The following is a 15,337-nucleotide window of genomic DNA, read 5'->3' on the forward strand; positions in this document are numbered from 1 at the left end:
CCCTGCTGGCCGCCGGGCCCCGCGAGCAACCTCAGGCCGGAACCACGTACGGGAACGTGGCGGAACGGGCGGCCTTGGTGACCTCCGAGGTGAGGCCGGAGGTGGTTGCGGTGTTGAGAACCAGGGAGAACATCACCTCGGGCGCGTTGTCGGCCAGGCCTCGGCCGTTGCGGCCCGCGAAGCCGAAGTTCGCTGCCGTGCCGACCGTGTACGACAGCAGGTCGGGGTAGAGCTGCCGGGCGACGCTCCAGCCGTACGCCTGTGGGTCCGGCGCCGTGCCGTTCGCCTTGACGACCCCGGCGACCGCGTTCGCGATCTCCTCGCCGCCTTCGGCGAGGTCGTTGCCGGGGTGCCGGAAGTTGGCGGGGTCGGAGAAGTCGGTGTCGTGGGGCCAGAAGATGGGCCACATCATGGGGTGGCCGGCGCGGTTGATCTGGCGCCATCCGCCGGCGTCGGTGGCCAGCAGGGTGCGACACCACACGCCGATCTCGGTGCCCTCGCGCAGCAGTGGCTCGTCATGGGAGACCTCGAGGACGATCGACTCGACGGTGGTGCCGGCGAAGCTGTTTTTGGCCTGGTCGGCCCGCCACGCGGAACGGTCCACCGGTGATCCGTTCTTGACCGCGCCGTTGATGGTGGCGAGTTCGTCGAGATCGATGAAGAAGGGGTCGGTGATCCTCCCGGCCCAGATCCGCACGTTGCCGCCGGCCGTCACCTCGCCGGTCCGCCCCTCGGCGATGGGGGTGCCCATCGCGGCGTCGTCGCGGGCGTCGGCCCCGGTGAGCTCGTACAACTGGAGGGTCTGCCGGGCGTCGCCGTCCGGTTCGCCAAACGCGAACCGGTAGGTCAGGTCCTCCACCTCGGCGCCGTTGATGTGAATCTTGATCTCGTAGCGCGCCTCGGCGTGGAAGCCGCGCTTGATGTCCGCCTTGGTCACCGAACTGTTGACGTCCATCACGAAGACAGTGGCGCGGTCGCCGTTGAAGACGAACAGGTCGTCGATGTACAGCTGGCCGCCCTGGGCGGCGAGGGGCGTATCGAGGTGGTGCGACATGAGCTCACTCCCGGAACTGCCAGATTGTGGATTAATCCGAACATAGAGGGCGTAAGCCTGGCCGCTACGTTCATCGAGCCAATCGGTCTGCCGAGATACGCGGGCACTCACCGGTGGGCCGCCCGAGCTGCGCTCGGACGGCCCACCGGTGAGTGGGTGGTCAGATGCGAGACCACTTCTGGTTGGTCGCGCCGAGGCAGTCCCACAGGTGCAGCTTGCCGCCGTTGTTGGGGTTGGCCTCCCGTACGTCCACGCACTTGTTGGCGTTCAGGTTGACCAGGTCGCCAGCGGCGTTGAGGGTGAAGCGCTGGGCGCTGTTGCCGTTGCAGCTGACCAGGTTGACCTCGGTGCCGTTGGCGGTGCCGGCCCAGGCCGGGTCCATGCACTTGCCCATCGCGCGGATGGTTCCGTCGGAGGCGAAGGTCCAGCTCTGGGCCGCCGTGGTGTTGCAGTCCCAGATCTGGAGTTTGGCGCCCTCCACCGGGTTGGCGCCGGGGATGTCGATGCAACGACCGCTCTGCGCACCCCGGATCCGGCTGGTGCCGGGAGCCGGGTCGCCCCCGCCCGAGGTGTAGCTGGACACCCGGACGTAGTCGACGAGCATCTGCTGCGGGAACTGGGTCGAGCCGTCCGGGTAGCCGGGCCAGTTACCACCGACCGCCACGTTGAGGATCATGAAGAAGGGGTGGTCGAACACCCAGCGGTTGCCGCCGAGTCGAGCGGGATCGACCCGGTGGTACTGCACGCCGTCGATGTACCACGTGATCACGTTCGGTTCCCAGTCCACCCGGTAGGTGTGGAAGGTGTCGGCGAGCGGCGCGCCGAGGGTGCGGCTGCCCGTGATGCCGCCGCCCCCGGAGTAGCCGGGCCCGTGCACGGTGCCGTAGACGGTGTTCGGCTCCCGGCCGATGTTCTCCATGACGTCGATCTCGCCAGCGTCGGGCCACCCGCCGCCGGTGCCGAGCATCCAGAAGGCCGGCCAGATGCCCTGGCCGCGCGGGATCTTGATCCGGGCCTCGAAGCGCCCGTACGTCTGGGTGAAGGTGGCCGCCGTCAGCAACCGCGCCGAGGTGTACTCGCAGCGCCCGTAGTGGCACTGGTAGTTGGCGGGGTTGTCCCGACGGGCGGTGATGACCAGGTTGCCCTGGCCGTCGTGGACGGCGTTGCTGGTGCTGTTCGTGTAGTACTGCCGCTCGTTGTTGCCCCAGCCGCCGCCGCCGATGTCGAACCGCCACTTGTTCTGGTCGACGGGGGTGCCGGCGGGGGAGTTGAACTCGTCCTGCCAGGTGATGGGGCCGATGGCGGCCTCGGCCCGGTCGGGGTGCGCCGGGAGGACGAGCGCCGTCGTGGTCGCGACGAGGGCGACCGCCAGGAGTACGAGGGGGCGGAAGCGGAGGCTGGGCCGGGCTGTGAACACGGGAGGCTCCTCAGCGTGGGGTGGTGGAGGCGGTTGACCAGGATAGAGAGCGCTCTCTAAAGCGAAGCATGTCGATATCATGGCTTTCTGTCAATAGTGTTTCCAATACCACGACCGTCCGTTACCGCCCGATGCTGACCAGTGAGCGGCAAAGCGCCGGACCGGGGTCGTCGACGGGCGGTCGATCGATGCCTCCGAGATGGACGGCGCTGAACCGTCGACGGAGTTCGGCGGCGGCCGACTGTTACTCGATAGCGGTCGAATCGACCCTTCCTATTGCCGTGGGGCGTCCACCCGCGACAGGATGGCGAGGCGTGCCGGAAACGTTTCCGTAACCTGCGCGCTGCTGGTCTCTGTCACAAGGAAGTGGGAGTCAGTCATGAGCGAGGCGTCGACGGCGCTGGGTGTGCGCCTTTACCCGGACCTGGTCGAGCGGGGTGGCCTGGCCCCCGCGCTCATCGACACCGCTGCCCGGCACGGGCTCGATGTCGGCCGGGTGACCGCGCCGGAGCAGGGGCGGGCCCGGTTCACCTGCGCCGAGCTGCACTCCGACGAGGGCGTGGTCTGCGTGGGCCTGGGATCGCAGGCCCGATACTTCATGATCGACCTTCGGGTCTCGGGAGAGGTCCTCGCGCGCGGTGACGTCATGGACCTCGTGCAGGTCGCCCACGTGGCCGCGGCCTGGCGGGCCGGCCTGACGATCGCCGAGCTGACCGCCCGGTTCCCGTTCATGGAGGAGATCAAGCACCGCCCGGCACCGGTGGCCCAGGTCGGCTGACCGGCCGGCCAGGTCAACAGCGCAGCCGAGGTGGCAGTGGTGACTCGGCACCGGCCTCACGGTTGAGGTAGGTCGACTGGACGAAGGCGACGAAGCGTTCCGCGTCGGTCGCCGTGGACGCCAGTCCGAACGAGACGCGGACCGCGCCGCCCGTCGGCAGCCGCAGCGCCGCGAGGTACTGGTCGATCGTGTCGACCCCCGCCAACAGCCGCTGGCGCGTGGCGGCCCGGCTGATCCCGAACGCGCCCTCGCCCGCGCCAGGATTGCAGAAACAACCGGTACGCAGGGAGAAGCCGGCAGCTGCCGCCTCCCGCGCCACGAGCCGTTCGTCGACCACTGTGCCGTCCGGGTGGCGGAGGTTGAACGTCACAGTGCCACCGCGCCCCGCACCCGTCGTCGGCCCGTACACCTCCACCAGCGGCCCGCCGCTGTCGTGCCGCAGGGTGGCCAGCCGCTCCAGCAGCCAGGCGGTGAGCAGGCCGACCCGGGAGTGGACGAGGTCCACGCCGATCGAGTCGAGCCAGCGCAAGCCGAACTCCACGTCCGGAATGCTCAGGAAGTTGAGCGTGCCGTCCTCGAACGCCGACTCGTCGTCCATCGGCCGGTGCCAGTCACCCTGCACACTCACCGCCCGGATCGTGCCGCCGGCGAACCACGGCCGGCGCAACCGGGCCAGCGCCGAACGGCGGGCCAGCAACGCGCCGACGCCGGTGGGGTAGCCGAAGAGCTTGTACCAGCTCAGGCACACGAAGTCCGGCCGCACCACGCTGAGGTCCAGCCGGTTCGTCGCCGCGAAGGCGGCAGCATCGAGCAGCACGTCGTAGCCCCGCTGGTGGGCCAGCTCCACCCAACCCAGCGGGTGCTGCACGCCGGAGAAGTTGCTCTGCGCCGGATAGGCGAACAGCCCGCGCCGACCGGACCGACGGGCCAGGCGGCCCCGGCCGGCGTCGAGCGCCGCGACCAGGTCCGACTCGGCGACCCGCAGCTCCGGCCCGTCCAGTGGCACGTAACGCACGGACCCTCGGGCCGACCGGGCGTATTCGCGGATGCCGTTGACCGAGTTGTGGTTGTCCCAGGTCAGCACCAGTGGCGCGGCCCGGCCGAAGTCGTACGCCTCGCCGACCAGCCGGCAGGCGCCGCTGGCGTTCGGGGTGAAGACGACCGCGTACTCGGCCGGGTCGGCGCGGAAGAAGTCGAGCACCGCGCGTCGCGCCGACTCCACCAGCGAGCCGGCCGCCGCGCTGGTGGGGTTCTCCGAGTGCGGGTTGCTGTACAGGCCGGCGAGCAGCCGATCGTGGTGGGCGCGCACCTGGGACTGGGCCGTCACCCCGGCTCCGGCGTAGTCGAGGTACACCCGCCCGTCGGCGTCCAGGTGTCGGTACTCGGTGGCGCGCAGCTCGTCGATCCGGCCGGTGGCGGCGTATCCCGGCAGCGCGGTGGGGGAGGTGTGCGGGAACGGCTCACTACGCACGACGGAAGTCCCTCCGGACGAGCACCGCCCAGGCCGCGCCCAGGAAGAGCAGCACGAAGCCGCCGAGCACCAGCCAGTCGACCCACACCGGTCGGGAGAAGCTGTCGCCGTACGTGGCCAGCAGCGGCGGGCCGAGCGGGGAGCCGCCGTCGCGCCAGAGCCGCTCCACCCCGGCGGTGTGCCCCAGGCCCTCGAATGCCCACCGGTTCGACATCGCGTAGCTGAGCCACTGTCCGCCGACGGCCATGGCCGGCACCGGCAGGATCGCGCCGACGAACAGCACCTGCGGGAAGCAGAGCATCGGCAGCATGAGCGTCGCCTGGGCCGCGTCGGACACGGCCGCCGAGCAGAGCAGGCCGAGCGCGAGCGCCGCCGCCGAGGAGAGCAGCAGGGTCGCGTACAGGGCGGCGAAGTCGGCGCCGCCGACCGGCGGGAGCCGGTCCATGCCGCGCAGCACCCCGAGCAGCGCCAGGTCCACCAGGGCCAGCAGCGGTAGCAGCACCGCGACCTTCGCCAACAGGTACGGGGCCAGCCGGACACCGGCCAGCCGCTCCCGGCGCAGGATCGGTAGCTCGGTGCAGATCTGGAGGAGCCCGTAGGTCAGCCCAAAGAAGAAGCCGCCGAACGCGATCCAGAACAGGATCATCACGGTCACCGTCGGGCTCGGTCTGCTCGGCTCGAACGCCCCCGGTCGGAACAGCAGCGCGAACATGCCGAGCACCATCAGCGGCGAGCCGAGCAGGATCGCCAGCGTCAGCCTGTTGCGGGCGACGATCTCCGCGTTGCGCGCGGTGAGGACCGCCCACTGGCGCAGCCGGCCGGCACGCCGGGGCGGCGGCACGGTGACGCCGTCATCCGCGGTGCTCCGGGCCGGCTGTTCCGCGGTGCTCCGGGCCGGCTGTTCGGCGGTGCTTCGGGCCGGCTGTTCGGCGTTGCGCTGACCGGCGAAGCGGTCGGGCCACTCGGCGGGTCGGGTGTCGTCGAGTCGGAGGTGTAGCTCGACGAGGGACCGCAGGCCGAAGAACTCCCGGGCGGCGGCCGGGGTGCCGGTGAAGGCCAGCCGGCCCTGACGGGTCAGTACGACGACCCGGTCGCAGTGGTCCACGTCGGTGACCTGGTGAGTGCTCAGCACGACAGTGGCTCCCGTGTCGGCGAGCGCGCGGAGCACCCGGAGCAGCTCCACGGCGGTCGCCGGGTCCAGTCCGGAGGTGGGTTCGTCCAGGAAGAACACGCCGGGTCGGGTGAGCAACTCGACGGCGATGCTGGCGCGCTTGCGTTCACCGCCGCTGAGCAGGCCGACCGGCGTGCCGGCCCGGTCGGTGAGTCGCAGCTCGGCGAGCACCTGTGCGACCCGGTCACTGATTTCCTCCGGTTCGGCGGCGGAGGGGAGGCGTAGTCGGGCGGCGTACCGCAGGGTGCGGGCCACTGGCAGCTCGCGGTGGATGATGTCGTCCTGCGGCACCACCCCGATGGCGCCGGTCGCGGCGGTGCCGTCGTACGTCACGGTGCCCGCTGCTGGCCGCTGCACCCCGGCGAGGATCTCCAGCAGGGTGGTCTTTCCGGCGCCACTGGCGCCGACGATCGCGACCAGCTCGCCCGGCGCGATGCTCAGGGAGATGTCGGCCAGGATCCGGCGGCCGCCTCGGACGCTCTGGCCCACCCCGTGAGCGGCGATGCCGACACCGGCTCGCGGGGGAGAGGTGGTCTGCTCGGTGGTCATGGCGAGTGCTCGATCCGGTCGGGGAGTGGTCCGCCTAAAAATCGTGACTCGTCGATGCTACTGAGTGGCCGCGCAGTGTGTGCCCGGAGTGGACGGTCAGTGACCGTTGTCCGGTCAGCCGATGGTGGTCCGCGCCTGCGCCGGCACCTGGAGGAGATCCAGGCAGTTGCGCCACAGCGTCTCGAGCTGGGTCGGGTCGTTGAGCAGCTTCGCGAGGAGGACCCGCCCCTCGATCTGCGCGACGATCGATCGGGCCGCCTCCCGGCTGTCGACCGCCGGACCGGCCAGGCCGCGCTGCTGCGCCTCGACGACGACCTGCTCGATGAGGCCGATCTGCTCCTCGAAGATCTCCTGGAGCCGGCCGCGGATCTCCTCGGCCTGGTTGCTGAGCTCGAGGGCGAGGTTGCCGAACAGGCAGCCTGCGACCACGCCGGCTTCCTGCTGCCCGACGCGCTGGACCTCCTCGGTGGCCTCGAACAGGTCCTGGAGTCGCCGCAGCGGGTCGCGGTCACTGCCGAGCAACTGCTCCCACTGGCGGCGCTGGGTGACCCAGTGCTCGTCGATGACGGCCAGGGCGAGCACCTGCTTGGACTCGAAGAAGTAGTAGAAGCTGCCCTTCGGCACGCCGGCTGCCGCGCAGATCTCGGCCACACCGAGCGCGGTGTAGCCACGCTGCTCGATCAGCGCGGCCGCCGCTTTGAGGATCTTGTTCTTCGCGTCACTGGTCCGACCCATGCCTCGACGATACACGACCGGTCGGCTAGCTTTTAGTAGACCAGTCGTCTAGTAGGAATGGTTTCCTCATGAACAGCAGTCAGGGACAAAAGGTCGTGGTGATCACCGGCGCCTCCCAGGGCATCGGCGCCGACCTCGTGGACGCCTACCGCAAGCTCGGGTACGGCGTGGTGGCGACCTCCCGCTCGATCAGCACGTCCGACGACCCGCAGGTCGTCACGGTCCGCGGTGACATCGCCGAGGCCGACACCGCGCAGCGGGTGGTGCGTGCCGCCCTGGAGCACTTCGGGCGGATCGACACACTGGTGAACAACGCCGGTGTCTTCGTCGCCAAGCCGTTCACCGACTACACCGACGAGGAGTTCGACCTGGTCACCGGGGTCAACCTCGCGGGCTTCTTCCACCTCACCCGACGCGTGCTGCCGCACCTGCTGGCCGGCGGCTCCGGGCACATCGTCAGCATCACCACCAGCTTCGTCGACCAGCCCAACTCGAACGTCCCGTCGGCGCTGGCGTCCCTGACCAAGGGCGGCCTCAGCTCGGCCACCAAGTCGCTGGCCATCGAGTACGCGACGCGCGGCGTACGGGTCAACGCTGTCGCGCCCGGCATCATCAAGACCCCGATGCATCCGGTCGAGACGCACCAGACGCTCGCGGGCCTGCACCCGGTCGGCCGGATGGGCGAGACCGGCGATGTGGTCGACGCCGTCCTCTACCTGGAGTCCGCCCCGTTCGTCACCGGCGAGATCCTGCACGTCGACGGCGGCCAGAACGCTGGTCACTGACTCCGACCCCGAGAGGGGATGAACCGACGGCAGATCCGTGGCGGCGGTCGGTGCACCACCGGCCGCCGCCACGCGGGCGGGTGTTGTCAGACCGGCGGGGCCTCGGCGAAGAACTGCCGCAGCGCGTCGGCGACCAGGGTGGGCGCCGTCATCGTCACGAAGTGCGACTGACCTTGCCAGACAAGGTAGCGGGCCGCCGGGATCGTCGCCGCGAGGGTGGCCATCGTGGTGGGCATCGGCTCCCAGGTGTCCGCGCCGGCCAGCAGGAGAGTCGGTACGGCGATCGAGGACCACCGGCTGATGTCCGTGCTGTCCTGCGCGAGAGCCTCCAGGTCGTGCAGCCAGCCGACCGCCGAGCGGCGCGCCTCGACCGGGTCGGGCACCCGGTCGCCCGCGCTGGCGGCGATCGCGGCGACGATCTCGGCCGGAACCCGGGTCACGTCGTTCAGGGCCGCGGCCATTGCGGCGGCGTCGTCGCGTTCGAAGGCGGCACGGTACCGGTCGAGCGGCGGCGCGATCTCCGCCCCGGCCGCGAAGAGCGGCGGCTCGAAGACGGCCAGCGAGCGGACGGGGCGCGGATCGGCCAGGGCGGTGTGCAGCGCCGCTGTCGCTCCGTAGGAGGCCCCGACGAGATGGACCGGTCGGCCCGAGGACTGGCGGGCGGTCTCGATGACGGCGATCAGGTCGGCGGTCTCGTCCCGGAAGGACTTGGTGCCGGCCGGGACGTCACTGGGACCGTAGCCGCGCCGGGCCGGCAGCCACACCTCGTGGTCGTGGGCGAGGTGCTCCGCGACGGCGGCCCAGGAGTGCAGCCCGCCACCCGAGCCGTGCACCAGGACGACGGGGTCCCCGACGCCCAGGCGTCGTACCACCAGGCGGGTCCCGTCGGTCGACTCGATCGACTGGTCGTGGCTGTTCACTGCTGCTCCCGGGTGTTGGTCGGCCAGTTGCTCAATGTGGTGTGCACCGCGTCGAGGATCGACTGCCACGACGCGTCGACGCTGCGGGGATGCCCGAAACCGTCGACCGTTTCGAGGCTGGTGAAGCCGTGGAAGGTGCTGCGGACGAACCGCATCGCGTCGGTCAGTGCCGGTTCGTCGAGCCCGTATCCGCGCAGCATCGCGTAGCTCAGCTCGATCAGGCGCAGGTGCCCCGCCGACCGGGTGCCGACCTCGGGCGGCAGCTGGAGCTGGGTCGCCGCGTACTGCCCGGGGTGCGTCACGGCGAAGGCGCGCCAGGCGTCGGCGAACCCGATGAGGGCCTGGTAGCCGGCCCGCCCCGCCACCGCGAGCGCGAGCGCGTCGGCGAACGTGGCCGCCGCCCGCACTGCGACGTGCTCGATCAGCGCGTCGCGGCTGCGGACGTGGACGTACAGGGCGGCGTCGGAGACCCCGAAATGTCGGGCGACGGCCGCGACGGTCAACCGGGACAGGCCGACCGCGTCCGCCAGCTCGGCAGCGGCGGCCGAGACGCGCGCGCTGGTCAGACCCTGCCGTGGCATACCGAAACCTTTGCCTCGTTAAGCGGAAACTTAATGACCCTAAGATAGCACCAGCGGTGCGCCCCGTGGGGCCGGCCCGGCATGAACGACGCAGCCGGGGGAAGACCGCCGGGCCCAGCGCCGAACAGGAGATCCGTGATGAGAGCCGTCGTGTACGCCGACGTCCGCACGGTCGAGGTGCGCGAGGTGCCCGACGCGACACTGGAGGCGCAGACCGACGCGCTCGTGCGGATCACCTCCACCGCCCTGTGCGGCACCGACCTGCACATGTACGACGGACGGACCAGCGCCGAGCCGGGTCTGGTGCTCGGTCACGAACCGTTGGGCGTCGTGCAGGAGGTGGGCGCGGCGGTGCAGACCGTGCGGCCGGGCACCCGGGTGGTGGTCCCCACGCACCTGTTCTGCGGAACGTGTGTGATGTGTGCCCGTGGGCTCTCGGCGGCGTGTCTGCGGGCCCGGGCCGAGGGGCCGGGCGCGGCGTACGGGTACGCGGGGATGGGTCCGTACCGGGGTGCGCAGGCCGACCTGCTGCGCGTGCCGTGGGCCGACGCCAACTGCGTGCCCCTGCCCGGCGAGCCGGGGGACGCGTACGAGGACGACTTCGTGCTGCTCGCCGACGCGTTCGTCACCGGCTGGCACGCCGCCGCCACCCTCGCCGAGGTCGAGCCGGGTGACACCGTGGCGGTCTTCGGCGCCGGCACCATCGGTCTGCTCGGCGCCTACTCGGCACTGCTGCGCGGCGCCCGGGTGGTGTACTCCGTCGACGGCGTCGACGCCCGCCTCGACAAGGCCGGCGAGGTCGGTGCGGTGCCCATCGACTTCCGCCGGGGCGACCCGGTCGAGCAGATCCGCGCCGACCGGGCCCGGGCCGGGTTGCCGCTCGGCGAGGAGAAGTTGGGTGGGGTCGACAAGGTCATCGACGCGGTCGGGTTCCAGGCCCGCGACCGGGAGCACCCGGACCGGGAGTGTCCGAACCAGGTCATCACCGACGCCGTCCGGCTGGTCAACGCCACCGGCGCGATCGCGGTAGCCGGTGTCTACCCGGACCGGGACCCGCACCCCGCCCCCGGCGCTGACGGCCAGGAGAACCTGGTCGCGCCGTGGGGAGCGCTGTTCGCCAAGGGGGTCGCGGTCCGGTTCGGTCGCACCCACGACCGCCGGTACACCACACTGCTGCGCGACCTGGTCGTCGCCGGTCGAGCGCGGCCCAGCATGATCGTCACCCAGCACGGCACCCTCGCCGACGCCCCGGAGTTGTACCGCCGCTTCGACCGCCGGGAAGACGGGGTGATCAAGGCCGTGCTGCGCCCGTCCTGACGGGCGGGCGTGGCAGCGGTCGAGCGCCCCGATTCGCCCTTAAGGGACGTTGAGGAACAGTCTGCTTCCTGGTCGGGGGCCTGACGAGGCGATCATCGTCGATTCGGCCAGCGCGCAGAGGCGTGGGTCACACCGGTGGCAGGCGCCTGTCGTGTCGCCCTGGGGGCGTCGAAGGTGCCGCGGCTCAATCACGATCATTCAATGCTGGCGCGCGCGTCGCCCGCTGCCCTGTTCGGGCGCGTGGCGGGATCGTGCCTGGTGGCGGGCCTGGGGAGGGTGGCAGGAGTCGATAGCGCCGCCCCGCTCCATTTGACAACGTTGCCACCGGCAGGCGAAGGTGCCCGGAGGGGCTGCTGAGGTGGCTGTGACGGGCGAATACTGTGCTACGTCTATATTGCCGGATTGTTACTTTTTCAACAGGCTCTCGCCTTGCGGATGGCCCGTCGGCCGCAATACGTTGCCGTCAACAACAAAACCAAGTGAAGGTTCAACCTTCCGGAGGCAACCGATGACGTTGGCGAGGTGGTACGAGCGATGAGCGACGTGCCGATCCTCCTTGAGATGCGTTCCATCACCAAGGAGTTCCCCGGAGTCAAGGCCCTCTCCGACGTCAACCTGGTGGTTCGCGCCGGCGAGATCCATGCCATCTGCGGTGAGAACGGTGCGGGCAAGTCCACGCTGATGAAGGTTCTCAGCGGGGTCTACCCCCACGGCACCTACGACGGCCAGATCGTCTACCAGGGTTCGGAGGCCCGCTTCTCCGACATCCGGGCCAGCGAGAGCGCCGGAATCGTGATCATCCACCAGGAGCTCGCGCTCATCCCGGGCATGTCGATCGCCGAGAACATCTTCCTCGGCAACGAACCGCGTAAGCGGGGCGCGATCGACTGGAAGGCCGCGAACCGGATGGCGCTGGACCTGATGGCCCGGGTCGGCCTTGAGGAAGACCCGGACACCCTGGTCAAGGACATCGGTGTCGGCAAGCAGCAGCTCGTGGAGATCGCCAAGGCGTTCGCCAAGGACGTGAAGCTGCTCATCCTGGACGAGCCGACGGCCGCGCTGAACGAGGCCGACTCCCGGCACCTGCTGGACCTGCTGCGCGGCTTCCGCTCGCGTGGCATCACCTCGATCATGATCTCGCACAAGCTCAACGAGATCGAGGCGATCTCCGACCAGATCACCATCCTGCGTGACGGCCGGACCGTGGAGACCCTGGACGTCAAGGCCGACGGGGTCGACGAGGACCGGATTGTGCGCGGCATGGTCGGCCGCGAGCTGAGCAGCCGGTTCCCGGACCACACCCCGAAGATCGGCGACGTCTTCTTCGAGGTCCGCAACTGGAACGTCCGGCACCCGATCTCCGCCGATCGGCAGGTCTGCAAGAACGAGAGCTTCGTGGTGCGCCGCGGCGAGATCGTCGGCTTCGCCGGACTCATGGGCGCGGGCCGCACGGAGCTGGCGATGAGCGTCTTCGGCCGCTCCTACGGCGTGTACGAGTCCGGCACGATCATCAAAGACGGCAAGGAGATCGTGCTGAAGTCGGTCGCGGACGCGATCGACAACGGGCTCGCGTACGTCAGCGAGGACCGCAAGGCGATCGGCCTCAACCTGCTCGACGACATCAAGACGTCGACGGTGGCCGCCAAGCTGGCCAAGATCTCGCACCACGGCGTCCTGAACGAGGTCGAGGAGTACCAGGCGGCCGAGGCGTACCGCAAGGAGTTGCGGACCAAGGCCCCGACTGTCGACGAGAGCGTCTCCAAGCTCTCCGGCGGCAACCAGCAGAAGGTCGTTCTGGCGAAGTGGATGTTCACCGACCCGGACCTGCTGATCCTCGACGAGCCGACCCGCGGCATCGACGTGGGCGCCAAGTACGAGATCTACGGCATCATCCAGCGGCTCGCCGACCAGGGGAAGGGCGTCGTCGTCATCTCCTCGGAGCTGCCTGAGCTGATCGGGCTCTGCGACCGCATCTACACCGTGTTCGAAGGCGCCATCACGGGTGAGATCGCCCGGGCGGACGCCACCCCGGAGACCCTCATGAAGCAGATGACCTCGACGAAGAAGTTGGCCACCCGATGAGCCGCATCAAGGACCTTCAGAAGAACCTGTTCGGAGGTACCACCTCCAACGCCCGTCAGTTCGGGATGATCTTCACCCTGGTGGCGATCGTCGTCCTGTTCCAGATCCTGACCGACGGCCTCACCCTGCGGTCGGACAACCTGATCGCGCTGTTCCAGCAGAACTCGTACATTCTGATCCTGGCCATCGGCATGCTCATGGTGATCGTCGCCGGGCACATCGACCTCTCGGTCGGCTCGGTCGCGGCCTTCGCGGGCATCCTGGTCGCCAAGTCGATGACCGAGTGGGACCTGCCCTGGCCCGCCGCCATCGTGTTCGGCCTCGCCATCGGCGCGGTCATCGGTGCCTGGCAGGGCTTCTGGGTGGCGTACATCGGAGTTCCGGCGTTCATCGTCACTCTGGCCGGGATGCTGCTCTTCCGCGGTGGCAACCAGTACATCGGTAACGCCAACACGATCCCGGTGCCGGAGGGCTTCCGCGAGATCGGCTCCGGCTTCCTGCCCGAGTTCGGGCCGAACACCGGCTACAACAACGCGACGTTGCTGCTGGGCCTGGCCGCGGCGGTAGCCGTGGTGTGGCGGGAACTCCAGGCGCGCAAGACCCGTCGGGCAATGGACGCCGACCCGGCCCCCATGTGGATCTCCATCCTGCGGATGGCCGTCATGGTCGGCGTGATCGCCTTCGCGGCGCTGCGCTTCGCCAGCGGTCGCGTCGGCACCAGCTTCCCGATCTCCGGCATCATCCTGGTGCTGCTGGTCATCGCGTACTCCTTCTACACCCGCAACACGGCCGGTGGCCGGCACATCTACGCGGTGGGCGGCAACTCCCGGGCGGCCGAGCTGTCCGGCGTGAAGCTCAAGCGGGTCAACTTCTTCGTCATGATGAACATGTCCGTCCTGGCCGCCCTGGCCGGCATGATCTTCGTGGCCCGTTCGGCGGCCTCCGGGCCGCAGGACGGCAACGGCTGGGAGCTGGACGCCATCGCGGCGGTCTTCATCGGTGGCGCTGCGGTCTCCGGTGGCATCGGCACCATCAGCGGCTCGATCGTCGGCGGTCTCGTGATGGCCGTGCTCAACAACGGCCTGCAGCTGATGGGCGTCGGCACCGACCGGGTGCAGATCATCAAGGGCCTGGTCCTGCTGCTGGCCGTCGCGATCGACGTCTACAACAAGAGCCAGGGGCGCTTCTCCATCATCGGGAGCCTGATGCGACCGTTCCGTCGCGAGGACTCCGCCCCACCCGCCTCACCGCCGGACGCGGAGCGCGAGCCCGCCAAGGCAGCGGTGTCCGGCTGACGGCCACCGACCTCTCCACCCGTCTCACATCAAGAAAGGCAAGTCCTCACCATGCGTAAATTCTTCGGCACGTCGGTGGTGGCCATCAGCGCCGCGGCCATGCTGGCCCTGGCCGGCTGCGGCTCCGGCCGCGACGGCGACTCCGGCTCCGGCGGCGAGGCCGCCAAGGGCTTCGCGGCCAACTCCCTGATCGGCGTGGCCCTCCCGGCCAAGACCTCGGAGAACTGGGTCCTCGCCGGTGACCTGTTCAGCAACGGTCTCAAGGAGGCCGGTTTCCAGGCTGACGTGCAGTACGCCGGCGCGTCGACCACGGTCGCCGACCAGCAGGCCCAGATCACCGCCATGACCACCAAGGGCGCGAAGGTCATCGTCATCGGCGCGACCGACGCCGCGCAGCTGTCGACCCAGGTCGCCGCCGCGCACGCCGCCGGTGCCAAGGTCATCGCGTACGACCGGCTCATCACCAACACGCCGGACCTCGACTACTACGTCGCGTTCGACAACTTCAAGGTCGGCCAGCTCCAGGGCCAGGCCCTGCTGGACGGCATGAAGGCCAAGAAGCCGAACGGCCCGTACAACATCGAGCTGTTCTCCGGTTCGCCGGACGACAACAACGCCGGTGTCTTCTTCAACGGCGCGATGGACGTGCTCAAGCCGGAGATCGACAAGGGCAACGTCGTTGTCGCCTCGGGTCAGAAGGACGTCAAGCAGACCGCCATCCAGGGCTGGAAGGCCGAGGGTGCGCAGGCCCGCATGGACCAGCTGCTGACCTCGACCTACGGCAACAAGGAGCTGGACGGCGTCCTCTCCCCGAACGACACCCTGGCTCGCGCGATCATCACCTCGGTCAAGGGTGCTGGCAAGCCGGTCCCGGTGGTCACCGGTCAGGACTCCGAGGTCGAGTCGGTCAAGTCGATCGTCAAGGGCGAGCAGTACATGACGATCAACAAGGACACCCGCAACCTGGTGAAGGAGACCATCAACATGGTCAAGGCTCTCCAGGCCGGGAACGCCCCGCAGGTGAACGACACCAAGTCCTACAACAACGGCAGCAAGGTCGTCGACACGTACCTGCTCCCGCCGGTCGCCGTCACCAAGGCGAACGCGGCTGAGGCGTACGCCAACGACCCGAAGCTCGCGCCGCTCACCAAGTAATCACGACAGGTGGTAACGCCGATGGGT

Annotated in this window: 13 protein-coding genes; 6 read left to right on the plus strand and 7 right to left on the minus strand. The window is 69.6% G+C overall.

The window, feature by feature from the left end; all coding sequences use genetic code 11:
* Positions 1-31 precede the first annotated feature (31 nt).
* Complete coding sequence (locus QSK15_RS10665; RefSeq protein WP_285794004.1) at positions 32-1,054, minus strand: DUF4331 family protein; 1,023 nt, start codon at positions 1,052-1,054, stop codon at positions 32-34.
* Between the two features lie 160 nt (positions 1,055-1,214).
* A complete protein-coding gene (locus QSK15_RS10670) occupies positions 1,215-2,471 on the minus strand; it encodes a family 16 glycosylhydrolase (RefSeq protein WP_285794005.1) in 1,257 nt (418 codons plus the stop codon).
* Between the two features lie 379 nt (positions 2,472-2,850).
* On the opposite strand from QSK15_RS10670, the gene QSK15_RS10675 reads away from it, so the two are divergent.
* The gene (locus QSK15_RS10675; RefSeq protein ID WP_285794006.1) at positions 2,851-3,249 is read left to right on the plus strand and encodes a hypothetical protein; all 399 of its coding nucleotides are present in this window, start codon (positions 2,851-2,853) and stop codon (positions 3,247-3,249) included.
* Between the two features lie 13 nt (positions 3,250-3,262).
* Here the strand turns inward: QSK15_RS10675 and QSK15_RS10680 are convergent, their stop codons facing one another.
* The 3 genes from QSK15_RS10680 to QSK15_RS10690 form a co-directional block, all read right to left on the minus strand.
* Positions 3,263-4,720 (minus strand): aminotransferase class V-fold PLP-dependent enzyme, encoded by a 1,458-nt coding sequence (locus QSK15_RS10680; protein ID WP_285794007.1) that lies wholly within the window; start codon positions 4,718-4,720, stop codon positions 3,263-3,265.
* Positions 4,713-6,440 (minus strand): ABC transporter ATP-binding protein/permease, encoded by a 1,728-nt coding sequence (locus QSK15_RS10685; RefSeq protein ID WP_285794008.1) that lies wholly within the window; start codon positions 6,438-6,440, stop codon positions 4,713-4,715. Before QSK15_RS10685 ends, QSK15_RS10680 begins: the two co-directional genes overlap by 8 nt.
* A gap of 114 nt (positions 6,441-6,554) precedes the next feature.
* Entirely contained in the window at positions 6,555-7,175 is a 621-nt protein-coding gene (locus tag QSK15_RS10690) for a TetR/AcrR family transcriptional regulator (protein ID WP_285794009.1), read from the minus strand.
* Positions 7,176-7,243: 68 nt separating this feature from the next.
* Here QSK15_RS10690 and QSK15_RS10695 point away from each other — a divergent pair, with 68 nt between their 5' ends.
* The gene (locus tag QSK15_RS10695; RefSeq protein ID WP_285794010.1) at positions 7,244-7,960 is read left to right on the plus strand and encodes an SDR family NAD(P)-dependent oxidoreductase; all 717 of its coding nucleotides are present in this window, start codon (positions 7,244-7,246) and stop codon (positions 7,958-7,960) included.
* Positions 7,961-8,046: 86 nt separating this feature from the next.
* On the opposite strand, the gene QSK15_RS10700 is transcribed toward QSK15_RS10695, so the two are convergent.
* On the minus strand, positions 8,047-8,880 hold the full coding sequence (locus tag QSK15_RS10700) for an alpha/beta fold hydrolase (RefSeq protein ID WP_285794011.1): 834 nt from the start codon (positions 8,878-8,880) through the stop codon (positions 8,047-8,049).
* Positions 8,877-9,461 carry a TetR/AcrR family transcriptional regulator gene (locus QSK15_RS10705; protein WP_285794012.1) on the minus strand — a complete coding sequence of 195 codons (585 nt, stop codon included), beginning with the start codon at positions 9,459-9,461 and terminating at the stop codon, positions 8,877-8,879. Before QSK15_RS10705 ends, QSK15_RS10700 begins: the two co-directional genes overlap by 4 nt.
* Before the next feature lie 138 nt (positions 9,462-9,599).
* On the opposite strand from QSK15_RS10705, the gene QSK15_RS10710 reads away from it, so the two are divergent.
* The 4 genes from QSK15_RS10710 (at position 9,600) to QSK15_RS10725 (ending at position 15,310) form a co-directional block, all read left to right on the plus strand.
* On the plus strand, positions 9,600-10,778 hold the full coding sequence (locus tag QSK15_RS10710) for a glutathione-independent formaldehyde dehydrogenase (protein ID WP_285794013.1): 1,179 nt from the start codon (positions 9,600-9,602) through the stop codon (positions 10,776-10,778).
* Positions 10,779-11,312: 534 nt separating this feature from the next.
* Entirely contained in the window at positions 11,313-12,860 is a 1,548-nt protein-coding gene (mmsA, locus tag QSK15_RS10715; RefSeq protein WP_285794014.1) for a multiple monosaccharide ABC transporter ATP-binding protein, read from the plus strand.
* Positions 12,857-14,155, plus strand: coding sequence for a multiple monosaccharide ABC transporter permease (gene mmsB, locus QSK15_RS10720; RefSeq protein ID WP_285794015.1), 1,299 nt, complete (start codon positions 12,857-12,859; stop codon positions 14,153-14,155). Before mmsA ends, mmsB begins: the two co-directional genes overlap by 4 nt.
* Before the next feature lie 51 nt (positions 14,156-14,206).
* The gene (locus tag QSK15_RS10725; RefSeq protein WP_285794016.1) at positions 14,207-15,310 is read left to right on the plus strand and encodes a substrate-binding domain-containing protein; all 1,104 of its coding nucleotides are present in this window, start codon (positions 14,207-14,209) and stop codon (positions 15,308-15,310) included.
* Positions 15,311-15,337: the final 27 nt, after the last annotated feature.

The sequence above is a fragment of the Micromonospora sp. NBRC 107095 genome (assembly GCF_030269705.1).
Lineage (GTDB): Bacteria > Actinomycetota > Actinomycetes > Mycobacteriales > Micromonosporaceae > Micromonospora > Micromonospora parva.